Origin of the sequence: Lentzea guizhouensis, assembly GCF_001701025.1 — a bacterium.
In the GTDB taxonomy this organism is placed as follows: Bacteria; Actinomycetota; Actinomycetes; order Mycobacteriales; family Pseudonocardiaceae; genus Lentzea; species Lentzea guizhouensis.
Genome location: NZ_CP016793.1, coordinates 7,091,366 through 7,112,334, shown reverse-complemented (window position 1 = coordinate 7,112,334; position 20,969 = coordinate 7,091,366). Strand labels below are relative to the sequence as shown.

General features: G+C 71.7%; 21 protein-coding genes and 2 pseudogenes. 16 read left to right on the top strand and 7 right to left on the bottom strand.

The window, feature by feature from the left end; genetic code table 11:
* Positions 1 to 19: 19 nt before the first annotated feature.
* The 8 genes and pseudogenes from BBK82_RS34405 to BBK82_RS34380 all read left to right on the top strand — a co-directional run.
* Positions 20 to 592: pseudogene (locus tag BBK82_RS34405) on the top strand (ABC transporter ATP-binding protein); the annotation flags it as partial.
* Positions 592 to 909: pseudogene (locus BBK82_RS49240) on the top strand (ABC transporter ATP-binding protein); the annotation flags it as partial. The pseudogenes BBK82_RS34405 and BBK82_RS49240, both read left to right, overlap by 1 nt.
* A complete protein-coding gene (locus tag BBK82_RS34400; RefSeq protein WP_065921569.1) occupies positions 906 to 1,757 on the top strand; it encodes an ABC transporter permease in 852 nt (283 codons plus the stop codon). The pseudogene BBK82_RS49240 and the gene BBK82_RS34400, both read left to right, overlap by 4 nt.
* A 9-nt stretch (positions 1,758 to 1,766) precedes the next feature.
* Entirely contained in the window at positions 1,767 to 3,293 is a 1,527-nt protein-coding gene (locus tag BBK82_RS34395; RefSeq protein ID WP_237047721.1) for an FAD-dependent oxidoreductase, read from the top strand.
* Positions 3,253 to 3,606: a 4Fe-4S dicluster domain-containing protein gene (locus tag BBK82_RS34390; RefSeq protein WP_065921568.1), complete on the top strand. Its 354-nt coding sequence runs from the start codon at positions 3,253 to 3,255 to the stop codon at positions 3,604 to 3,606. Before BBK82_RS34395 ends, BBK82_RS34390 begins: the two co-directional genes overlap by 41 nt.
* On the top strand, positions 3,603 to 4,277 hold the full coding sequence (locus BBK82_RS53080; RefSeq protein ID WP_218920424.1) for a hypothetical protein: 675 nt from the start codon (positions 3,603 to 3,605) through the stop codon (positions 4,275 to 4,277). Before BBK82_RS34390 ends, BBK82_RS53080 begins: the two co-directional genes overlap by 4 nt.
* Positions 4,274 to 4,741, top strand: coding sequence for an ROK family protein (locus BBK82_RS53075; protein ID WP_218920423.1), 468 nt, complete (start codon positions 4,274 to 4,276; stop codon positions 4,739 to 4,741). Before BBK82_RS53080 ends, BBK82_RS53075 begins: the two co-directional genes overlap by 4 nt.
* Before the next feature lie 2 nt (positions 4,742 to 4,743).
* Entirely contained in the window at positions 4,744 to 6,087 is a 1,344-nt protein-coding gene (locus BBK82_RS34380) for an LLM class flavin-dependent oxidoreductase (protein WP_257785402.1), read from the top strand.
* Here the strand turns inward: BBK82_RS34380 and BBK82_RS34375 are convergent.
* On the bottom strand, positions 6,084 to 6,875 hold the full coding sequence (locus tag BBK82_RS34375) for an NmrA family NAD(P)-binding protein (RefSeq protein WP_065918699.1): 792 nt from the start codon (positions 6,873 to 6,875) through the stop codon (positions 6,084 to 6,086). The genes BBK82_RS34380 and BBK82_RS34375 overlap by 4 nt on opposite strands.
* 83 nt (positions 6,876 to 6,958) lie before the next feature.
* On the opposite strand from BBK82_RS34375, the gene BBK82_RS34370 reads away from it, so the two are divergent.
* A complete protein-coding gene (locus BBK82_RS34370; protein ID WP_065918698.1) occupies positions 6,959 to 7,660 on the top strand; it encodes a TetR/AcrR family transcriptional regulator in 702 nt (233 codons plus the stop codon).
* Between the two features lie 15 nt (positions 7,661 to 7,675).
* Positions 7,676 to 8,509, top strand: coding sequence for a Rossmann-fold NAD(P)-binding domain-containing protein (locus BBK82_RS34365; protein ID WP_065918697.1), 834 nt, complete (start codon positions 7,676 to 7,678; stop codon positions 8,507 to 8,509).
* Between the two features lie 18 nt (positions 8,510 to 8,527).
* On the opposite strand, the gene BBK82_RS34360 is transcribed toward BBK82_RS34365, so the two are convergent.
* Both BBK82_RS34360 and BBK82_RS34355 read right to left on the bottom strand, forming a co-directional pair.
* On the bottom strand, positions 8,528 to 9,214 hold the full coding sequence (locus tag BBK82_RS34360; RefSeq protein WP_065918696.1) for an SDR family NAD(P)-dependent oxidoreductase: 687 nt from the start codon (positions 9,212 to 9,214) through the stop codon (positions 8,528 to 8,530).
* 17 nt (positions 9,215 to 9,231) lie between these two features.
* Positions 9,232 to 9,624: an ester cyclase gene (locus BBK82_RS34355; protein WP_065918695.1), complete on the bottom strand. Its 393-nt coding sequence runs from the start codon at positions 9,622 to 9,624 to the stop codon at positions 9,232 to 9,234.
* Between the two features lie 99 nt (positions 9,625 to 9,723).
* Here BBK82_RS34355 and BBK82_RS34350 point away from each other — a divergent pair, with 99 nt between their 5' ends.
* Together BBK82_RS34350 and BBK82_RS34345 are read left to right on the top strand one after the other, a co-directional pair.
* Positions 9,724 to 10,347, top strand: coding sequence for a TetR/AcrR family transcriptional regulator (locus BBK82_RS34350; protein ID WP_065918694.1), 624 nt, complete (start codon positions 9,724 to 9,726; stop codon positions 10,345 to 10,347).
* A 40-nt stretch (positions 10,348 to 10,387) separates the two neighbouring features.
* Positions 10,388 to 13,006: a toll/interleukin-1 receptor domain-containing protein gene (locus tag BBK82_RS34345; RefSeq protein ID WP_065918693.1), complete on the top strand. Its 2,619-nt coding sequence runs from the start codon at positions 10,388 to 10,390 to the stop codon at positions 13,004 to 13,006.
* Here the strand turns inward: BBK82_RS34345 and BBK82_RS34340 are convergent.
* Positions 12,984 to 13,634: a TetR/AcrR family transcriptional regulator gene (locus BBK82_RS34340; RefSeq protein ID WP_154697658.1), complete on the bottom strand. Its 651-nt coding sequence runs from the start codon at positions 13,632 to 13,634 to the stop codon at positions 12,984 to 12,986. The genes BBK82_RS34345 and BBK82_RS34340 overlap by 23 nt on opposite strands.
* 78 nt (positions 13,635 to 13,712) lie before the next feature.
* Between BBK82_RS34340 and BBK82_RS34335 the strand changes: the two genes are divergently transcribed.
* The 3 genes from BBK82_RS34335 to BBK82_RS34325 are packed head-to-tail and all read left to right on the top strand — an operon-like array spanning position 13,713 to position 16,625.
* Positions 13,713 to 14,471: an SDR family NAD(P)-dependent oxidoreductase gene (locus BBK82_RS34335; RefSeq protein ID WP_218920422.1), complete on the top strand. Its 759-nt coding sequence runs from the start codon at positions 13,713 to 13,715 to the stop codon at positions 14,469 to 14,471.
* 60 nt (positions 14,472 to 14,531) lie between these two features.
* Complete coding sequence (locus BBK82_RS34330; RefSeq protein ID WP_065918691.1) at positions 14,532 to 15,155, top strand: TetR/AcrR family transcriptional regulator; 624 nt, start codon at positions 14,532 to 14,534, stop codon at positions 15,153 to 15,155.
* A 27-nt stretch (positions 15,156 to 15,182) separates the two neighbouring features.
* Positions 15,183 to 16,625, top strand: coding sequence for an MDR family MFS transporter (locus tag BBK82_RS34325; RefSeq protein WP_179953720.1), 1,443 nt, complete (start codon positions 15,183 to 15,185; stop codon positions 16,623 to 16,625).
* 27 nt (positions 16,626 to 16,652) lie between these two features.
* Here the strand turns inward: BBK82_RS34325 and BBK82_RS34320 are convergent, their stop codons facing one another.
* The 3 genes from BBK82_RS34320 to BBK82_RS34310 form a co-directional block, all read right to left on the bottom strand.
* Positions 16,653 to 18,215, bottom strand: coding sequence for an NHL repeat-containing protein (locus BBK82_RS34320; protein WP_065918690.1), 1,563 nt, complete (start codon positions 18,213 to 18,215; stop codon positions 16,653 to 16,655).
* Positions 18,205 to 20,013, bottom strand: a complete 1,809-nt coding sequence (locus tag BBK82_RS34315; RefSeq protein ID WP_065918689.1) for a flavin-containing monooxygenase — start codon at positions 20,011 to 20,013, stop codon at positions 18,205 to 18,207. The genes BBK82_RS34320 and BBK82_RS34315 overlap by 11 nt, the downstream gene beginning before the upstream one ends.
* Before the next feature lie 88 nt (positions 20,014 to 20,101).
* On the bottom strand, positions 20,102 to 20,419 hold the full coding sequence (locus tag BBK82_RS34310) for a winged helix-turn-helix transcriptional regulator (protein ID WP_065918688.1): 318 nt from the start codon (positions 20,417 to 20,419) through the stop codon (positions 20,102 to 20,104).
* A 63-nt stretch (positions 20,420 to 20,482) separates the two neighbouring features.
* Here BBK82_RS34310 and BBK82_RS34305 point away from each other — a divergent pair, with 63 nt between their 5' ends.
* Positions 20,483 to 20,953 carry a group II truncated hemoglobin gene (locus BBK82_RS34305; protein ID WP_218920421.1) on the top strand — a complete coding sequence of 157 codons (471 nt, stop codon included), beginning with the start codon at positions 20,483 to 20,485 and terminating at the stop codon, positions 20,951 to 20,953.
* Positions 20,954 to 20,969: the final 16 nt, after the last annotated feature.

The following is a 20,969-nucleotide window of genomic DNA, read 5'->3' as shown; positions in this document are numbered from 1 at the left end:
TGTACACCAACGAGTTCACGCGGTCGACACCGTCGACCTCGACGTCGAACGCGGTGAGTTCGTCGTCCTGGTCGGTCCCAGCGGGTGCGGCAAGTCGACGCTGCTCGACCTGCTCGGCGGTCTCACCGAACCGAGCGAGGGCGAGATCCTGCTGGACGGGCGCAGGATCACCGGTCCTGGGCTGGACCGCGGCATCGTCTTCCAGCAGTACGCGCTGCTGCCGTGGCGGACCGCGCAGGGCAACGTCGAGTTCGGGCTGGAGGCGACCGGTGTCCCGCGCCGGCAGCGCGCGGAGCGGGCTCGGGAGTTCCTCGACCTGGTCGGGCTGACCGGGTTCGAGGACCGGCACCCGCACCAGCTGTCCGGCGGCATGCGGCAGCGGGTCCAGCTGGCGCGGACCCTGGCCCAGCAGCCGTCCGTCGTGCTGATGGACGAGCCGTTCGCCGCCCTGGACGCGCAGACCCGCGAGTCGTTGCAGGACGAGCTGCTGCGGATCTGGCAGCGCACCGGCAAGACCGTCGTCTTCATCACGCACTCCATCGACGAAGCGGTCTACCTGGGGCAGCGGGTCGTCGTGCTGACCTCGCGGCCTTCGCCGCCCTGGACGCGCAGACCCGCGAGTCGTTGCAGGACGAGCTGCTGCGGATCTGGCAGCGCACCGGCAAGACCGTCGTCTTCATCACGCACTCCATCGACGAAGCGGTCTACCTGGGGCAGCGGGTCGTCGTGCTGACCTCGCGGCCGGGCAGGGTCAAGGACACCGTGGCGATCGACCTCGGCGACCGGTCCCGGCAGGACGACCTGCGCTCCAGCACCGAGTTCGCCCGTTACCGGCACCGCATCTGGGACCTGCTGCACGACGAGGTCTCCCGTGCCCAGCTCCAGGAGAAGGAGGTGGTGGGCGTATGACCGCACTGCTGGAAAGCCCGTCACGGACCGAGAACAGCATCACGACGCCACCGTCCCGGCCACGGCGGACGCTGGCGAAGCTGGCCGACGCGGTGCTGACCGGTGTCGGCAAGGTCGTGGCCATCGCCGCGCTGCTGGCCGTCTGGGAGGTCGCGCCCCGGCTCGGCCTGGTGGACGCCACGTTCCTGCCGCCGTTCTCCACGGTCATGGCGTCGTGGTGGGACCTCGCGGTGAGCGGCAAGCTGCTCGACAACACGCAGGCGAGCCTCGTGAGGTCGTTGTCGGGCTTCGGTCTCGCGGTCGCGGCCGCCGTGCCGCTCGGTCTGCTGATCGGCTGGTACAAGCCGGTGGCGACGCTGCTCAGCCCGCTGCTGGAGGTGTTCCGCAACACCGCCGCGCTCGCGTTGCTGCCGGTGTTCGTGCTGCTGCTGGGCATCGGCGAGACGTCCAAGATCGCGATCGTGTTCTACGCGTGCACCTGGCCGATCCTGCTCAACACGATCAGCGCGGTGCGCGCGGTGGACCCGACGCTGCTGCGGCTCGCGCGGTCGATGGACCTGAGCGGGTTCCGGTTGTTCCAGAAGGTGATCCTGCCCTCGGCGGTGCCGACCGTGTTCACCGGGATCCGGCTGGCCGGCGCGCTGTCGATCCTGGTGCTGGTGGCCGCGGAGATGGTCGGCGCCAAGGCGGGCCTGGGCTACCTGATCAACGCCTCGCAGTTCAACTTCGCCATCCCGCAGATGTACGCGGGGATCATCACGCTCTCCGCCATCGGCGTGCTGTTCAACCAGGTGCTGGTCGGCCTGGAGCGCCGGTTCACCTCCTGGCGCGTCCCGGTCGGAGCATGAGGAGCCGTCATGACACTCACAGCTGATGTGCTGGTGGTCGGCGGCGGTCCGGCCGCCACGTGGGCCGCGCTGAAAGCAGCGGAAGAGGGCGCCTCGGTGGTGCTCGCGGACAAGGGGTACTGCGGGACGAGCGGTGCGACCGCGTCCGTCGGCACCGGCGTCTGGTACGTACCACCGGACCCCGAAGCGCGTGAGGCCGCGATGTCCAGCCGGGAGGCACTCGGCGGGTACCTGGCCGACCGCCGGTGGATGGCCAGGGTGCTCGACGAGACCTACGAGCGGGTCAACGAGCTGGCCGAGGCCGGGCGCTACCCGTTTCCCACCGGACCGGACGGGACACCGCTGCGCAACGGTCTGCAGGGCCCGGAGTACATGCGGCGCCAGCGGATCCGGGTCAAGCGCGCCGGTGTGACCGTCCTCGACCACAGCCCGGTCACCGAACTGCTCACCGCCGCGGACGGCGCGGTGGCGGGCGCGGCCGGGTACCGGCGGCAGGCAGGCCGGCCGTTCGAGGTGCGCGCGGGCGCGGTGGTGCTCGCCACCGGCGGGTGCGCGTTCCTGAGCAAGGCGTTCGGCTGCAACGTGAACACCGGCGACGGGACGTTGCTCGCCGCCGAGACCGGTGCCGAGCTGTCCGGCATGGAGTTCTCCAACGCCTATGGCATCGCGCCCGAGCACACCTCGGTCACCAAGACCGCGTTCTACAACTACGCCACCTTCTACCGGGCGAACGGCGAGGTGCTCGAAGGCGCCGGCAGCCAGCGCGGCCGGTCGGTGATCGCGCGAACATTGTTGATGGAGAAGGTGTTCTGCAAGCTGGACTTAGCCGACGAGGCCGCGCAGAAGGCGATGCGGCTGGCGCAGCCCAACTTCTTCCTGACCTTCGACCGGCTGGGCGTCAACCCGTTCACCGACCCGTTCGCCGTCACGTTGCTGGCCGAGGGAACCGTGCGCGGCACCGGTGGCATCCGGATCGTGGACGACGGCTGCGCCACCACGGTTCCCGGCCTCTACGCCGCCGGTGACGCCGCCACGCGTGAGCTGATCTGCGGCGGGTTCACCGGCGGTGGCAGCCACAACGCGGCGTGGGCGATCTCGTCCGGTTCGTGGGCGGGCCGGACCGCCGCCCGGTTCGCCCGCGCGCTCGGCCGCGGCACCCGGCAGGTGAGCGCGGCGGGCGTGCGGACTGCGTCCCACCGGTGCCGAAGGACGTCGACGTCACCGAGGTCGTCGGACCGTGCAGGCCGAGGTGTTGCCGTACGACAAACTACCTGCGCCACGGCGACGTGCTGCGGGCGGCGTCGGGAGCTGGACGGCGTCTGGGCGTGGCCATGGTCGCGCACGCCCGCTGGATGTACACCTCCGCCCTGCTGCGCGACGAGAGCCGCGGCATGGCCAAGCGGCTCGACCACCCCGAGCTCGACCCCGCCCGGCACCACCGGATCACCTCCGGCGGGCTGGACGAGGTGTGGGCCCGACCGGAAGGAGCGGCGGCGTGATCGAGCTCGTGTCGGCGGCGCGGTGCATCGCCTGTGACAAGTGCATCGAGGTGTGCCCCACCAACGTGTTCGACCGGGGCGCGGACGGACTTCCGGTGGTGAGCAGGCAGTCCGACTGCCAGACGTGCTTCCAGTGCGAGGCGAACTGCCCGGCCGACGCGCTGTTCGTCGCGCCGCACACCCATCCGCTGCCACCGGAGTCGTTCGCGCACGACGAGGAGCACCTGCGGGAGACCGGTCTGCTCGGCAGCTACCGCAGGCAGATCGGCTGGGGTCACGGCCGCACGCCGGGAGCCGCGCGGGCGGTCGGTCCCGCGCTCTCGCCCGCCGGCCCGCCGCTGATCTCGTGAGCACGGCCGCGTCGGTGGTGCTCGGCACGGTGCTGCGCTGCGGTCCGATCGCCCGCAGCTCCATCGCCCGCACGTCCGGGCTGAGCCCGGCGGCGGTGACCAGGACCTGTGCCGCGCTCACCGAGCTGGGCCTGCTCGTCGAGGTACCGGAAGCCGTTTCCTACCAAGGGATCGGGCGGCCGCACGTGCCGGTGGACATCGACACGAGCCGGCACGTCGTGGCCGGGGTGCACGTCGCGCACCCGTTCTGCACGCTGAGCCTGGCCGACCTGCGCGGCCGGGTCCTGGCACGGCGGACGATCCCGCACACCGACCGCGACGACCCGCACGAGGTGCTGACGACGGCCGCGGACGAGCTGCTGCGGCTGCACGCCGACCGGTTCCCCGCGCACATCCCGATCGGGCTGGGTGGCGGCGGGCGGCTGGTGGACGCGCGCGACGGCGTGATCGTCCGGCACGCCTCGCTCGGCTGGCGCGACGTCGAGGGGGGCGCTGCTGACCGCGCACCGGGCTGCCCGTGCGGGTCGACAGCCACGCGCGGCACTGGCCCGCGAGCAGCTCTTCGGTGCGCGAGCGGCCGGGACTCGTTGCTGCACCTGTTCGTCGGCAACGTCGTGGACGCGGCGATCGTGACCGCCGGGACCCACCGGGGACCGCTCCGCCGCCGGTGACGTCGCGCACCTGGCGCTGGGACCCGGCCGTCCGGTGCGAGTGCGGCAAGCGCGGGTGTCTCGAGGCCTCCGTGTCCGACCGCCTGGCCGAGCGGGCGCACCGGGACGGGGTGATCGGCCGGCCGTACGTCTTCGACCTGGTCGACGACGCCGTGGCCGGGTCCCCCGTCGCGCGGGCGCACCTCGTCGAACGGGCGCGCGTGGTCGGGCGGGCGGCGGCTGTGCTGTTCGACTTCCTCGACCCCGAGGTCCTCGTCGTCACCGAGCTCGGCACGAACCGGCTGCCCGAGTGCGCCGCCGCGTTGCGCGAGGAGGTGGCGGCGATGTCCCGCGCGTCCGCCGACGCGGTGCTGGCGAGCAGCTTCGGCGAGGACGTCCTGGCCGTGGCGGCCGGTGCCGTCCAGCTGGACGCCCTCTACGCCGACCCCTTGAACGTCCGAAACCCCGTCTGGCAGGGAGTCTGAAGTTGTCCGCACGCAAGCTCCACCTCAACGCGTTCCTGATGGGCGTCGGCCACCACGAGGCCGCCTGGCGGCACCCGCGCACCGACCCGCGCGCGCTGGACGACGTCACCCACTTCCAGCACCTCGCGCGGATCGCCGAGCGCGGCACGTTCGACTCGGTGTTCCTCGCCGACGGCGTGCAGATCTGGGGCGACGTCCGGCACACCGCCGCCGGCCGGTTCGAGCCGCTCACGCTGCTGACCGCGCTCGCGCAGGTGACCGACCACATCGGACTGATCGCGACGGCGTCCACCGGCTTCAGCGAGCCCTACAACCTCGCCAGGCTGTTCTCCTCGCTCGACCACATCAGCGGCGGCCGCGCGGGCTGGAACATCGTGACCACCGCGCAGGACCGGTCGGCGCAGAACTTCAACCGCGAGGTCAACACCGAGCACGCCGAGCGCTACCGGCGGGCCGACGAGTTCCTCGACGTCGTCACCGCGCTGTGGGACTCGTGGGAGGACGACGCGCTGGTCGTCGACCAGGCCACCGGTGTGTTCGCGGACGAGACCAAGGTGCACGAGATCGGCCACAAAGGACAGTTCTTCTCCGTGCGCGGGCCGCTGAACGCCGTCCGCAGCCCGCAGGGACACCCGTTGCTCGTGCAGGCCGGCTCCAGCGAGGACGGCAGGTCGTTCGCCGCGGCGTGGGCGGAGGCGGTGTTCACGGCCCAGCAGACGCACGCGGAGGCCACCGCGTTCTACGGCGACATCAAACGGCGCGTCGAGGCCTTCGGGCGCCCGGCGGACGGCCTGAAGGTGCTGCCCGGCATCGTCCCGGTGCTCGGCGGCACCGAGGCGGAGGCGCTGGCGCTCGCCGCGGAGCTGGACGACCTGATCATCCCGGCCCGCGCCGTGCGGCAGCTGACCGAGCTGATCGGCATCGACCTCACCGGCCATCCGCTCGACGAACGCCTGCCGGAGCTCCCGCCGGTCAGTCACGTCAACGGCGCCAAGAGCCGATTCGAGCTGGTGCGCGACCTGGCCGAGCGCGAGCGGCTGACCCTGCGCCAGCTGCTCGGCAGGCTCGGCGGCGGCCGCGGCCACCAGGTCGTCGCCGGCACGCCCGAGCAGGTCGCCGATCACATCGAGCTCTGGTTCACCACGGGTGCGGCCGACGGCTTCAACGTGATGGCACCGCTGTTGCCGTCCGGGCTGGAGGACTTCGTCGACCACGTCGTGCCGCTGCTGCGTGCCCGCGAGCTGTTCCGCACGGAGTACACCGGCCGGACGTTGCGCGAGCACTACGGTCTGCCGCGGCCGGCGAGCCGGTACAGCCGGGTCCACGCCGACTCGCTGCAGGCTTAGCGGCTGCGCAGGAGGTCCTCCAGCACGGTGCGCACCGGAATCGCCGGACGCCCCAGCAGGTCTTCCAGGGCCGGGTCGGTGACCGCGAACTCACCGGCCCGCGCCGCGCGGAACATGCCGAGGGTGAACTCCGCCGCCGCCTCCGGCATGCCCTGCGCGACCACCGCCGCCTTCCACTCCTCGTCGGCCACGACCACCCGCTTGGTCGCGCGGCCGGTGAGCGAGCTGAGAATGTCCGCCACATCGGCGAAGTCGAGCAGGTCCGGTGCGGTGAGGGGCGGGGTCGCGCCGTCGAACAGACCGGGCTTGGTGAGGGCGGCGACGTCGGCCGCGACGAGGTCGGCGTGCGCGGTCCACGAGACCGGGCCGTCGGCCGGGAGGCGGAACTGGCCGGTCTTCAGGGCAGCGGGCACGTAGTGCTCGAAGGTGCTCGTGTAGAAGCCGTGGCGCAGTGCCGTGTACGGGATGTTCTGCTCTGCCAGGTACTTCTCGGTGGCCGCGTGCTGGCGGGCAGGGCTGAACTCCGAGTCGGGCGAGGCCGCCTGGTGGCTGGTGTAGAGCACGCGGGACGCGCCGGCGCGCACGGCGGCGTCGACCGCGGCCCTGGCCCGGCGGCCTGCGGGCCGGATCGCGGCCGAGACGAGGAGCAGCTGGTCGGCGCCCTCGAAGGCGTGGTCCAGCGTCGCCGGGCCGGTGAAGTCGCGGCCCGGACGGGCGGGCACGTGCTCCAGCAACTCCTCCACGACCTGGCGGCCGAGCCTGCCGGTGGCACCCGTGACGATGATCATTGCTTCCTCCTTGGATCAGTGGTTCACCGAAACGCTATCACTGGTTCGAATCAGCGATAGCAGTGATTTGATACCGTTGATCCATGACAGACGCCCGTTCCAGGATCGTCACGGCCGCGGCTCATCTGCTGCGCACCGGTGGCGCGAAAGCGGTGACGACGCGGGCGGTCGCCCAGGAGGCGGGGATCCCGGCGCCGACGATCTTCCGGCTCTTCGGGGACAAGGACGGCCTGCTGGAGGCGGTCGCCGAGCAGGTGATGGCCGAGCACGTCACCGCGAAGGCGGTGCGGGCCGCCGACGAGGACGGCGACCCGGTCGAGGACCTGCGGGCCGCCTGGCGGAGCCACCTCGCGTTCGGCGTCGCCCACCCCGACGTGTTCCTGCTGCTGGTCGACCCGGCGCGGGCCCGGCACTCCGCCGCCTCGGCCGCCGGGACCGAGGTCCTGCGGGCACGGGTGGCGCGGGTCGCCGCGGCCGGACTGCTGAACGTCTCGGTGGCGCGGGCGGTGGACCTGGTCCACGCGGCCGGCAGCGGTGCCGTGCTCGCGTTGCTCGGCAAACCCGAGGACCAGCGCGATCCCGGGCTCGCGGACGCACTGCTGGACGCGGTGCTCGCGCGGATCCTCACCTCGACGCCGGCGCCGGCCACCGATCCCATGGCGCTCGTCGTCGCGTTCAGGGAAGCGCTCCCCCGGCTACCCGCACTCAGTGATGCCGAGCGGACGCTGTTGTCCGAGTGGCTCACCCGCACGACCGACGACCTGCACGACCGGCGACAGCACTGACCAAGGAGGAACAGCGTGCCTCGCGTTCTGATCACCGGAGTCCGCGGGAAGACGGGCGTTCCACTCGCCGAGCTGCTCCAGGGCCACGCCGAGGTGCTCGGCGGGAGCAGTGACCCGTCCTCCGTGCGGATCGACGGCGTGGTGCCGACGAGGTTCTCGTGGGACGACCCGTCCACCTGGGACGTGCCCGCCGACGCCGTCTACCTCGTGCGCCCGGACCGAGAGGACGCGCCGGACCTGGTCGAACGCCTGCTGGCACGCGTCGCGGCCTCGACGAGGATCGTGCTGCTGTCCGAACGCGACGTCGACTCGTTCGCCGACGACGCCTGGGCCACACGGGCCGAGCGGGTGGTGCGCGACAGCGGGCATCCGTGGACGTTCCTGCGGCCCAGCTGGTTCATGCAGGTGCTCACCGACGACCGGTTCTACCGCGAGGACATCGCCGAACGCGGGCGGCTGCCGTACGCGGGTTCCGGCGCGCGCATCGCGTGGATCGACGCGCGGGACATCGCCGCGGTCGCCGCACGGGCGTTGGTCGAAGGCGGACACGACGGCCAGGTCTACGAGCTGACCGGGCCCGAGTCGCTGACGCTGCCCGAGACCGCCTCGGTGCTCTCGTCCGTGCTGGGCCGGGAGGTCGTGCACGAGGAGGTCACGATCGAGGAGGCGGTGGCCGGGCTCGACGGGTTCGACCGCGACGAGTTCGGGTGGACGCTCGAACGGGTGCGGGACGGGGTGTTCGCCGGCGTCACGGACACCGCGGAGGAGGTCACCGGCCGCCCGGCGCGCTCGCTCGCGGACTTCGCCACCGACCACCGCTCCGCGTGGACGGGCGGCACCCGGTCCTGACCAGGTGCCGCCCGCGCCTCACCAGCGCAGCTCGCCCGCCTCGTCCTGCAGGGTCCCGGTCGGACCGTCCGGACCCGGCGTCGCGAACCGCACGACGACCTTCGCGCTGTCCGCCACGGGCCGGCCGATGCCGAACGCCGCGGTCATGTCGGTGGCGGTGGTGCCGGGCTCGACGGCGTTGAACCTGATGCCGGGGTGGGCCTTCGCGTACTGGACCGTCAGCATGGTCGCCGCCGCCTTCGACGCGGCGTAGAGCGCCAGCGGCATCTGGAACTCCGGGCGCTCCGGGTTGGTCACGGCCCAGAACGAGCCCATGCTGCTCGACACGTTCACGACGGTCGGGTTGGCGGACTCGCGCAGCAGCGGAAGCGCCGCCTCCGTGACGCGCACGATGCTGACCGCGTTGGTGTCGAAGGCCTTCAGCGCCGCGGGGCCGTCGAGCGCCTCGTTGGCGAGGATGCCGGCGTTGTTCACCAGCACGTCGAGCCGGCCCTCCTCGGCGCCGATCTTCGCCAGCGCGCTGCGCACCGAGTCGTCGTCGGTCACGTCGAGCTGCACGAACCGGGCGCCGAGCTCCGCGGCGGCTTTCTCGCCGCGCTCGGGGTCGCGCGCGCCGACGTAGACGACGTGGCCCAGCTCGACGAGCTGCCTGGCGGTCTCGAACCCGATGCCCTTGTTGGCGCCGGTGATCAGGGTGGTGGTCATGGGAGTTCCTCTCGGGTTCAACGGGTCAGCTGGCGACGGAGCTCAGCGGCGTCGTGCAGCGCCGTCATGTGCACGAACCGCCCGTCGCGGACCTGGTAGATGGCGTACTCGGTGATCTCGAACGAAGCGCCGGTGGCCGGCACGCCGAGCCACTCGCGCACCGGCGTGCCGGTGTTGACCAGCCGCGCGGCCAGCCGGTCGCCGTCGAAGAGCAGCTCGACGAGCTCCCAGTGCAGGTCGGGAACGGCGGCCACGTCGGCCTTCTGCACCGCGAGCAGGTCGTCGCGGGTGGCGGGTTCGCCGTTCAACGTCGTGCGGTCGCTGATGAACTCCTCCATGCGCCCGAACTCGTGCGCATTCAGCTCGGCCAGGTAGCGCAGGTAGAACGCGCGCAAGTCGCTGTCGGACACCGGAACCCTCTTCCACGGCTAGTTCTGAAGCGATCACTTCAGAACTCGACCGTAGCACGTTCTGCATCGATCGTTCCAAAAGCGGGGTACGCTGCGGAGGTGGAGACGACACCGCGCAGGGCGACCGGCCGGCCGCGAGGGTTCGACGCCGACGAGGCGCTCGACCGGGCCCTGGCGGTCTTCTGGGCGCAGGGCTACGAGGGCGCCAGCCTGGCGAACCTGACCGACGCGATGGGCATCTCCACGGCCAGCATGTACGCGACCTTCGGCAACAAGGAGCAGCTGTTCCGCAAGGCCCTGCAGCGCTACGACGAGGGCCCGAGCGCGTACGTCGAGCCGGCACTGGCCGAACCGACCGCCCTCGGCGTCGCCGCCGCCCTGCTCACCGGCACCATCCAGACCACCACCCGCCCGGACCAACCGCACGGATGCCTTGGCGTGCAGGGAGCCTTGGCCACCGGTGACGCCGCGAGCGACATCCGCGAGCTGCTGGTCGGCTGGCGCAACAACGGCACGGCACGTGTGCAGGAACGGTTCGAGCGCGCGGTGGACGAGGGCGACCTGCCGCCGGACACGAACACCGCACTGCTCGCCCGGTACGTCACCACGCTGCAGGTGGGGATCGCCGTACAGGCCGCGAGCGGGATGGGGCCGTGTGAGCTGCAGGAACTGGCGGACGCGGCGCTGCGCACGTGGCCGGTGGGAGCCGCCGGACGCGGGTGACTTCCTTGACACCTCCTGCAGGTGGTTGTTTGGGTCGGGTATGGGCTTTCGCGCACCGTCGGCTGACGACGTGTACCGCTACGTCCTCCGCCTGGACGACTCGACGCGCACCCTGACCGACCGCTTCGGTTGGAGCATCCTGCTGGTGGGTGACTACTCGGGCACCTGCCGCGAATTCCTCGACAGGTACTGCCTGGACCTGTGCGCCCGGACAGCCGACCGCATCCGCTTCGTCTTCTTCTCCGGCCTCCCGGAGCACGAGTTCAGGTCCGCCGCCATGTCGAGCCGGCGCTTGAGCTTCGGAACGCTCGGCGCGGTGCTGTCGCGGCTCCGCCGGCGCGAGACGAGGCTCGACTTCCGCGACGAGCGGTGGAGCCACCTGCGCCCGCCCGCGTTGGTCCCCCTTCCCACCGAGCGCAGCATCCTCGACAGCCTCGACCACGACCACCTGCAGCTCTCGGCCGTCCCCGGCGCCCGCGCGTCCCTGGAGTTCGCCCAGAAGCTCGGGATCGGGCGCCACGTCCCCTGCCTCGTCATCTTCACCGACGTCGGCGACCTGAACGTGCACGTGTTGCCGTTCGCCGGACAGGAACCGGAGGACGTCTACCGGCGGGTGCGCGGTTGGATCGACGACTACTACGACCTCAACCGCGATCTCCTGCGCCACTGGAGTGAGACCGAGAAGGAAGTCGAGAGGCGCGCTCGCCCACTGGCCAACGCTCTTCCCGCGTTGCGCAGGTGGTCGTCCTCGCATCGCGAGACCTGGCGCCAGATGCGCCGCCTGGCCGAGCTGGGGCAGACCCCGCCGAAGGACGTCGGGGAGGTTCTCGCACTCAGCCGGGACCACACCTTGCCACACCGCTTCCGCGAAGCGCTCCGGCAGCACGCCCGGCTGGTGAAGGTCATCGCCGCGCGCTCAGCCGCCTGGCAGGAGCTCGCCGCCGCAGCGGATGACCTGGCGGCTGAGCAACAAGCGCACGAGGTCCTGCGGACGGTGATGACGCTGCTCCGAGGAAGAACCCGCCTGCAGCTCATGAAGACGACCACCGCCACGCTCCTGCTGGCCCAGTCCGCACTGAGCGGCCCGACGTCGTCCCGGCACGCGTTCCAGCGCTGGCAGAACCGCAACGTGCCGCTGTTCTCCCGACGCAGGTTCGAGGAGGAGCGGCAGTCGTGGCGCTCCATCGCCGCCCTCGCCCGCAGGGACGGGGAGACCATCGGTGAACAGAAACGGCGGGACCACGCCACCTTCCGCGCCGCGTTGTACGCCCAGCCACTGCTCCAGGACGCCGAGAAGACGGCCGACCTGGTGCTGCGCGCCCTCGCCGACCACTACTCCGTTCTCCCGTCCTCGACCGAGTGGACGGCCGCCACCGTCCAGTTCCGAGGACGCATCGCCCGAGCGATCCACGATCTTCAGGAGCAAGCACCGTGGGCCGGTGCGGGGACGCGCATCGCCGACTGCCTGCCCGGCGACGAGGCGACGCCCGCCTCCGTCGTCGCACAGCGCCGTCTCGCGTCGACCCTCCACCACCGCGACCGGGTGCTGCTGGCACTGGCCGACGAGGTGCACGGCCGCCGGAACGCCGAAGCCGCCCAGGCGGCTGCCTGGGCCGCCCTGCCCGCCCTCGTCGAAGGTCACCGGGCCGAGTTGGAGACCCGGCTGCTGGGCAGCGACTCGGCCCCTGCCCTGCCCGCCGCCTCCGACGCGGACGACCTCCTGGCCCTGGCGTCCGCACTGGACGAGTACGAGAACGCGGTGGCATCCGTGCGGTACCCGCACCTGGCGGATCCCGCCGCCCTGCCCGTGCCGGTGCTGACCAGCGTCTCCGAGGCGACCGGACTGGCCGTCGACCAGCCCAGGGCCGTCGACAGGCTGCGCACCCTGACCGAGCAGGCGGTCACCGGTCTCAAGACCGCGATCTCGGTGCAACGCTACGTCGAACGGGACGTCGACCGCCACACGCCCAGCGGCATGGTGGCTGCCGCCCTCGACGTCACGCTCTCCCCCGCTCGGCTCACCGAGATCGGCCGGATCCAACCCTCGACCCGCGTATTGGGCGCGCTGACCGGCGCGGAGCTCGCAGCGGCCGCAGCCGAGCTCGGCTGCGACGTCGAAGGCCTGGCTCCCGCGCGAGCGCGAGCAGCGCTGCGCCTTCATCTCGGCCTCGGTCCTCACGACGACCCGCTCGGCCCTGCCTCCGCCGCACTGGCGGAACAGCTGCAGACCAAGATCGCGAACGACGCTTTCGACGTCTTCATGGCACATCACTCAGAGGACCAGCCCGCAGTGCTGGAGGTGTGCGCCGTGCTGCGGCAACACGGGATCCACCCGTGGATCGACGTGGAACAGGTCCAGCCCGGGACGTGGTTCCAGGACGCACTCCAGCACGCGATCCGCACCGTGAAAGCCGCCGCGGTCTTTCTGGGACCGAGCGGCGCCGGGCGCTGGCAGATGCTCGAGATCCGGGCGTTCGTCGAACGCTGCGTGTCCGAGGGCGTGCAGGTCATCCCGGTCCTGTTGCCGGACACGCCCGGCCTGCCGACCGAACTGGTGTTCCTGCAGCAGCTCAACGTCGTGCGGTTCGACCGTTCGGTGTTGGAAGCCGCTCCCCTTCGGCGGCTGGTCTGGGGCATCACGGGGGAGAAACCCGCATGACCGCCGGCGTCAGCGTGAGAAGCCGCGCGCCGCGATCAGCAACGCCTCGCTGACCGCCGCCTCCACCCCGCCCGCACCGCCGCCACCCGCAGCACCACCGCCCCGCGCCGCCGTGGAACGCGTGGTGCTCCACCCCCCGCAGCGCGGCGTTGATCATCGCGGCCTGCACCACCGCGGTCAGGTCCGGTGCCTCCAGCCCGCCGCGGCGGGCCAGCGCGTCGGCGAAGACCGGTTCCGCCTGCCGGTGCGCCTCCAGCCACACCCCGCGCAGGCCGGGTTCGGTGCCGGTCAGCCGGACCAGGTCGAGCAACGTGTCGCGGTCGACGGCCTCACGACCCGCCTCCCGCAGCGTCTCCAGCAGCTCGGACATGTCCTGGCCGGGGCGCCACGACCGCAGCCAGTCCGCCGCCAGGTCGATGCCTCCGGTCAGCAGCGGCAGGACGCAGCTCTCCTTGGTCGGGAAGTAGCGCCAGAGCGTGCGGGAGGAGATGCCGGCAGCCGTGGCGATCTCCTCGGCGGAGGTCGCGGCCACGCCCTTCGCGACGAACAGGCCGACCGCCACGCGCGCCACGTCGAGGCGGGTCTCCGCCTTGCGTCGTTCGGTGAGTGACGGACGTCCGATCGGCATGCCCCACCCTACCCCGGGTTGTCTCGGAGCGCCTATCTGTCACACAATGACAAAAAGTAACCGCAGATGGAGGCAGTGATGGACGGACTTGCAGGCAGCAGCGTTGTGGTCACCGGCGGCGGGTCGGGCATCGGACGAGCGGCCGTGCTCCGGTTCGCGGCCGCGGGGGCGAAGGTCGTGGTGGCCGACCTCGACGCCGACGCCGCCAAGGCCGTCGTCGCCGACGTCGAGGCGTCCGGGGGAACCGCGGTCGTGGTGATCGGCGACCTCAGCGACCAGTCGGTGGCCGACGCGGTGGTCGAGACCGCGGTGACCGCGTTCGGCGGGATCGACGTCCTGGTGAACAACGCCGGCGTCATGGACACCATGTCCGCCGCGGCCGACGTCACCGACGCCGAGTGGGAGCGGGTGCTGCGGGTCAACCTGACGGCGCCGTTCCTGCTGACCCGCGCCGCGCTGCCGCACATGCTCGCCAAGGGCAAGGGCGCGATCGTCAACACGGCGTCGGAGGCGGCGTTGCGCGGCAGTGCGGCAGGGGCGGCGTACACCGCGTCGAAGCACGGCCTGGTAGGGCTCACCCGGTCGGTCGCGATCATGTACCGCGAGTCGGGCATCCGGTGCAACGCCATCGCTCCCGGCGCCACCATGACCGGCATCTCGCTCACCGTCGACCCCGCCGCGCACGGACCCGAGGTGCTCGCGCGCTACCGGCAGAACATCGGGCGCCTCGCCGAGGCCGACGAGCAGGCCGCCGCGATCGTCTTCCTCGCCTCCGACGCCGCCGCCAACATCACCGGCGTCGTGCTGCCCGTCGACGACGGCTGGGCGGCCGTCTGACCTATCCTGCTGGTCAACAGCCCGGCGCGACGCCGGGCGTGGCCGGCCGGAGCTCCAGGGATGACGCGCAGCAAGACACCAGAGGGCACGCGAGGGCGGATCCTCGACACGGCCGAGCGCATGTTCGCCGAGCACGGCGTCTTCTCCGTCTCCAACCGGCAGATCAGCGACGAGGCGGGCCTGGGCAACAACACCGCGGTCAGTTACCACTTCGGCAGCAAGGCGGAGCTCGTCCGCGCCATCTACCTGCGCCACAGCGAGCCGGTCGAGCTCCTGCGCGAGAAGGCGGTGGACGAGCACGCCGGCAGCACCGACCTGCGCGACTGGCTCGCCTGCCTCGTCCGCCCGTTCACCGACCACCTCGCCTCGTTGGGGACGAGCAGCTGGTACGCCCGTTTCGTCGCACAGCTCATGACCGAACCTAAGCTGCGCGAGCTCGACCTCGTCGACGTGGGTCAGACCCCGTTGCAGCGCACGGTGTACGACGCGCTGCACCGGTGCCTGCCCGACCAGGCACCGGCCGTGCGCGACGAGCGCGACGAGATGGCCAGGACGTTGATCGTCCACATGTGCGCCCGCCGGGAACGGGACCTGCCCGCCGACAGCACGGCGCTCTGGAACGCCACCGCGACCGGACTGGTCGACGCCCTCGCCGGCCTGTACCGGGCACCCTCCGAGGTTTAAATCAATCAATTGACTTAGTCTGGGTGCATGAGCATCACCGCACCACCCCGGCGGAAGGTCCTGGAGTCGCTCACCGGCCTGCTGCTCGCGCTGTTCGTGTCCACGCTCAGCAGCACCGTCGTGGCGACCGCGCTGCCCAGGATGATGGGCGACCTGCACGGCTCCCCCACCCAGTACACCTGGGTCGTCACCGCCACCCTGCTCACCACGACCGTCACCACCCCGATCTGGGGCAAGCTCGCGGACCTCCTCGACAAGAAGACCCTCGTGCAGGCCGCCACGGCGGTCTTCCTCGCCGGGTCGGTCGCCGCCGGGCTGGCCCAGGACGCGGGTCAGCTCATCGCGGCGCGCGCTCTGCAGGGCGTCGGGGTCGGTGGCGTGCAGGCGTTGGTGCAGATCGCCATCGGCGCGATGATCTCGCCGCGCGAACGCGGGAAGTACGCGGGCTACCTGAGCAGCGTCACGGCGTTGTCCACGATCGGCGGGCCGCTGCTGGGCGGGTTCCTCGTCGACACGTCATGGCTGGGCTGGCGCTGGTGCTTCTTCGTCGGCGTGCCGTTCGCGGTGGCGGCGCTGGTCGTGCTGCAGCTGACGCTACGGCTTCCGGTGGTGCGCAAGGAGAACGTCCGCATCGACTACTGGGGTGCCTCGCTGCTCACCGGCGGCGTCAGCGTGCTGCTCATCTGGATCTCGTTCGTCGACGACGCCTTCGCCTGGTCGTCCTGGCAGACCGCGGCCATGGTCGGGGGCAGCGCGGTGCTGCTCGGGCTCGCCGCGTGGGTCGAGACGCGGGTCGCGGAGCCGATCGTGCCGCCGGGCATCATCACCCGGCGCACCACCGCGCTGGCCGTGCTCGGCAGTCTCGCGGCGGGCACGGCGATGTTCGGCGCGGCGGTGTTCCTCAGCCAGTACTTCCAGGTCAGCCGCGGGCACACGCCGACGGAGGCGGGCGTGCTCACGATCCCGATGATGGCGGGCATCCTGGTCTCGTCGGTGGTGACCGGGCGGCTGCTCAGCCGGACGGGCCGGATCAAGCCCTACCTCGTCGTCGGCGCCGTGTGCCTGGCCATCGGGTTCGCGTGCCTGGCCTTCCTCGCCGAGCACACGCCGCTGGTGCTGGTCGCGCTGCCGATGCTGCTGATCGGCGTGGGCGTCGGGATGACCCTGCAGAACTTCGTGCTGGTGGTGCAGAACGCCGTTCCGCTCGCCGAGATCGGTGCCGCCAGCGCGACCGTGTCGTTCTTCCGCTCGCTCGGCGGCACCATCGGCGTCACGGTCCTGGGTGCCGTGCTGGCCCGCCAGGTGGCCCACCACACCGCGGCGGGACTGCCGGTTCCGGCCGCCTACGGTGAGGCGACCGGAACCGTGTTCGCGATCTCGGCCGGCGTCGCGCTGCTCGGCGTCGTCGCGGCGGTGCTGCTCAAGCCGGTCTCGCTGCGCACCAGCCTGGACGTGTCCAAAGAGGACTAGTGGCGCGGCACGTTCCGAGTTGCGCCATTAGCTCAGGCGCAGCACGCTGCCCTCGCCGTTCGCCGAGACGTAGAGCGAGCCGTCCGGCCCCACCGCGACTCCGGCGAACGGCACCGGTACCCCCGCGTGCCCCGCCGACTCCGGCTGGACGCGGGTGAGGCCGGGCGGCAGCCCGACCGGGAGGTCCTCCGCCTCGACGCGGCGGTCCCCGGTGGCGAGGTCGATCGCGAGCAGCCGACGCGTTCCGGTCTCCACGACGAACAGCTCGCCGCCGCTCACCGCGATGCCCTGCGGCCGATCCAGTCCCTCCACCACCGGCACCAGCCCGTCATCGACGCGGAACACCGCACCACGCTCCTCATCGCTGACGTGGCAACGGTCTTCCGCGTCGAGCGCGACGTCGACCGGGGCTGCCAGCCCTTCGGCGAGCACGGTGAGGCCGTCCTCGTCGTCGATGCCCACCACCCGCCCGGCACCGGTCTCCGCCACCACGAGCACGCCGTCGGACCGCATCGCGGCGCCACCCGGCCGGGCGAGGTCCGCCCGGTTCCGGAACGCGCGCCGCTGGGGTTCGTACGTGCGCACCGCGCCGGACTGCGAGGTGATGTGCACCCGGCCGTGGTCGTCGGTGGCGACGGCGTGGCTGGACGCGAGCAGCTCACGGGTGCGCGCCTCGCCGCCGTCGACGGTCGCCAGCCGGAAGTTGTCGCCCGTGTAGACCGTGCCGTTCGGGTCGACCGCCACGCCGAACGGGCCGACGAACCCCTTCGGCACGATCAGCCGCGCGCGGCCGTCGGGTGCGAGCTCCGCGATGCCGCCCGCCGCGAAGCTGGAGACGAACATCCGGTTCTCCGCGTCGAACGCCGCGTTGTCCATTCCGGACAGCTCACCGGGGACGACCGTGCGGCGCCCGGAGCCGAGGTCGATCCTGGTGACGATCCCGGCCTCGCCGCGGGAGATCACGATCAGCTGCCCGGCCAGGTCGAACCGCACGGCGACCGGTTGGTGGACGTCACCGGCGACCAGCTCCGGCGGCCCGCCGTCCGGGGACACGCGGTGCACCTCGTTGGTGATCATGTGCGGGTAGTAGAGGTGGCCGTCGGGGCCGAGCTGCATGGCGTTGCCGAACGCGAGTCCCTCGGCGAGCACCACCGGTTCCCCGCCGCCGGGGAACAGTTCGAGCACCCGGCCGCCCATGCGCATCTCGTTGACGAACAACCTGTCACCGACGCAGGCGATCCCGTTGGGCTGCAACACGTCGTCGCAGACCAGGGCGAACTCGCCCCGCGGGCTGCGCCGCCACACCCGGCCCGGCACGAGGTCCGTGATGTACATCGACCCGTCCGCGCCGAACGCCAGGTCGTCCGGCGACTGCACCGGGCCGTCCATCTCCACCACGGTCTCGACTTCGCCGGTGGAGAGGTCCACCGCGCTGATCCGGCCCGCCACGAACTGTGCCACGTGGAGCCGGCCGTCCGGCCCGAACGCGACGCCGTTCGACCCGAACAGCGAGCTCGGCGGGGTGAGCCGCTCGATCCTCCTGGCCGAGCGCGGAGACCCCGTTTCCCCGTAGCGGCTGTCAGTTCGCATCGCCGAGCACCTCGTTGATCCCGTCGCCGGAACGCCATTCGCGCAGCAACCGGTGGAACGCGGCGGGACCGGGCCCGTAGGTCAGCCGCGGACCGCGCGGCTTGCCCTCGCCGTTGTAGTAACCGGGGGTGCACTCGACGTCGTAGCGCCCGCGGTCCGGCGAGCTCGCGAGGATCGTCTCCGCCCACGCCCGTTCGGCGGCCGCGGTCGGTTCCACGCACTTCACCCCGCGCCGGCGTGCCTGCGCCACGACCTCGCCGATGTGGACCGCCTGCTCGTCGAGCACGTGCGTGAAGTTGACCGAGGGCGCGTTCTGCAGCGAGCCGAGGTGGAACAGGTTCGGGAAACCGTTGCTGCAGAAGCCGTGCAACGTGCGCACGCCACCGGTGGCCCACGAGTGCAGCAGGTTCTTGCCGTCCCTGCCGTGCACGGGCAGGCGACCGGTCATCACGTCGGACATGCCGACCGCGAAGCCCGTGGCGAAGACGATGCAGTCGACCTCGTACTCGACCCCGCCGACGACGATCGCGTTCTCGGTGATCCGCTCGACGCCGCCGTGGTCGGCCGTGTCGACGACGGTCACGTCGGGGCGGTTGAACGTCTGCAGGTACTCGTCGCTGAAGGTCGGCCGCTTGCAGCCGTAGCGGTACCAGGGCTTGAGCAGCTCGGCGGTGGCCGGGTCCTGGACGACCGCGTCCACGCGGGCGCGCAGCTCGTTCATCTTCACGAAGTCGAGGTGCTCCTCGATCCGCTCCCACTCCGGCGGCTCCAGGTGCGCGTTGGCGTCCGTGGGCACGATCTTGCCGAGCAGCCGGCCGCTCGCGGTCCACGCGTCGTCGACGAGGTCGACCTCCTCGCGGTGCCCGGTCACGAAGGCCTGGAAGTTCTCCCGGCGCCGCGCCTGCCAGCCGGGTTCGAGCGAGGCGGCCCACTCCGGGTCGGTGGGCCGGTTGCCGCGCACGTCCACCGACGACGGCGTGCGCTGGAAGACGTACAGGTGCCCGGCGTCGCGCCCGAGGTGTGGCACGACCTGGATGGCGGTCGCACCCGTGCCGATCACCGCCACCCGCTTGTCCGCGAGCCCGGTGAGACCACCGTTCGCGTCACCGCCGGTGTAGCCGTAGTCCCAGCGGCTGGTGTGGAACGTGTGCCCGGCGAAGTCCTCGATGCCGGGAACATCGGGCAGCTTCGGGTGGTCGAGCGTGCCGTTCGACACCACCACGTAGGTCGCGCGGACCTCGTCGTCGCGATCGGTCCGCACGACCCACTCGCCGTCGTCCCACCGCACCTCGCGCACACCGGTCTGGAAGAACGCGTCCGCGTACAGGTCGAACGTCCGCCCGATCGCCATCGCGTGCTGCCGGATCTCCTCCCCCGGCGCGTACTTCCACCGCGGGACGTACCCGACCTCCTCCAGCAGCGGCAGGTAGACGTAGGACTCGATGTCGCAGTGGATGCCCGGATACCGGTTCCAGTACCAGGTGCCGCCGAAGTCGCCGCCCTTCTCGATGATCCGGATGCGCTCCAGCCCGGCCTGCCGCAACCGCGCACCGGCCAGCAACCCGCCGAACCCGCCACCGATGACCACCGCGTCCACCTGGTCGCGCACCGGCTCCCTGGACACAGGCGTCACGTACGGGTCCTCGGCGTAGTAGCCGAACTCCGCCTCCGCCCGCCGGTACTGCTCACCGGCGTCCGGCCGGATGCGCCGGTCCCGTTCCCGCCGGTAGCGCTCACGCAGGGCCTCGGGGTCGAACCCCGGCTCGTCCGGGGTCCCCAAGGGGTCGAGTGCCGACATGCCCGCCCTCTCCACAGTTTAAATCAATCGACTGACTTAAACCTACACGGAGTGACCGCGCGCCTGCCCAGCGCGTCCGGGCGCGGGGTCAGACCTGCCCGACCTCCACACCGGTGCGGGCGGCGCGGGAGACGCCCCAGTCGTAGAGGGCCTGCAGCGCCGGCCCGAGGCTCCTGCCCTCGTCGGTGAGCGAGTACTCGACGTGCGGAGGCACCTCGACCCGCGCGACCAGGCCTGCCTCCTGCAGTTCACGCAACCGCTGCACGAACATCTTCTCGCTGATGCCGGGCACCTTGCGGCGCAGCTCGCCGTAGTGGTGCGGGCGTTGCTTGAGGTGGGCGAGGATGACCGTGCGCCACTTGCCGCCGATGACATCGAGAGCGAGCTCGACAGGACAGTGGTACACGGGCGCTCCTCACCAAAAGGTGCGTACTTGCCGGGTTCTCCGCTGACTGCTGAAGTTGGCGGCGTGATCGACGACCAGTCAACACCCACTCTCTACACCTGGGCCGGAGGGGCGCCCGCGCTCGCGCGGCTGACCGAGGCGTTCTACCGGCGCGTCGCCGAGGACGAGGTGCTCGCACCCGTGTTCGCCGGCATGGATCCCGGTCACGCTCACCACGTGGCGCTGTGGCTGGGCGAGGTGTTCGGCGGACCGGCCGCCTACACCGAGGAGCGGGGAGGCTACGAGTTCATGCTGTCCCAGCACCTCGGCCGGGCGATCACCGAGGAGCAACGCCGGCGCTGGCTCGACCTGATCATGGATGCGGCGGACGAGGTCGCCCTGCCGGACGACCCCGAGTTCCGTGCCGCGTTCGTGTCCTACCTGGAGTGGGGCACCCGGCTGGCCGTGCGTAACTCCGCGGTGGACGCCACACCGTTCCACGAGGCGCCCGTGCCGAAGTGGGGCTGGGGTGAGGCGCCGCCCTACGTCCAGTGACACCGGCGGGGCGGCC

What these genes read in the sequence shown, in the direction of transcription:
- BBK82_RS34400 (WP_065921569.1), top strand. Translation starts at nt 906, where the DNA reads ATGACCGCACTGCTGGAAAGCCCGTCACGGACCGAGAACAGCATCACG.
- BBK82_RS34395 (WP_237047721.1), top strand. Translation starts at nt 1,767, where the DNA reads ATGACACTCACAGCTGATGTGCTGGTGGTCGGCGGCGGTCCGGCCGCC.
- BBK82_RS34375 (WP_065918699.1), bottom strand. Translation starts at nt 6,875, where the DNA reads ATGATCATCGTCACGGGTGCCACCGGCAGGCTCGGCCGCCAGGTCGTG.
- BBK82_RS34370 (WP_065918698.1), top strand. Translation starts at nt 6,959, where the DNA reads ATGACAGACGCCCGTTCCAGGATCGTCACGGCCGCGGCTCATCTGCTG.
- BBK82_RS34360 (WP_065918696.1), bottom strand. Translation starts at nt 9,214, where the DNA reads ATGACCACCACCCTGATCACCGGCGCCAACAAGGGCATCGGGTTCGAG.
- BBK82_RS34345 (WP_065918693.1), top strand. Translation starts at nt 10,388, where the DNA reads ATGGGCTTTCGCGCACCGTCGGCTGACGACGTGTACCGCTACGTCCTC.
- BBK82_RS34340 (WP_154697658.1), bottom strand. Translation starts at nt 13,634, where the DNA reads ATGCCGATCGGACGTCCGTCACTCACCGAACGACGCAAGGCGGAGACC.
- BBK82_RS34335 (WP_218920422.1), top strand. Translation starts at nt 13,713, where the DNA reads ATGGACGGACTTGCAGGCAGCAGCGTTGTGGTCACCGGCGGCGGGTCG.
- BBK82_RS34330 (WP_065918691.1), top strand. Translation starts at nt 14,532, where the DNA reads ATGACGCGCAGCAAGACACCAGAGGGCACGCGAGGGCGGATCCTCGAC.
- BBK82_RS34325 (WP_179953720.1), top strand. Translation starts at nt 15,183, where the DNA reads ATGAGCATCACCGCACCACCCCGGCGGAAGGTCCTGGAGTCGCTCACC.
- BBK82_RS34320 (WP_065918690.1), bottom strand. Translation starts at nt 18,215, where the DNA reads ATGCGAACTGACAGCCGCTACGGGGAAACGGGGTCTCCGCGCTCGGCC.
- BBK82_RS34315 (WP_065918689.1), bottom strand. Translation starts at nt 20,013, where the DNA reads ATGTCGGCACTCGACCCCTTGGGGACCCCGGACGAGCCGGGGTTCGAC.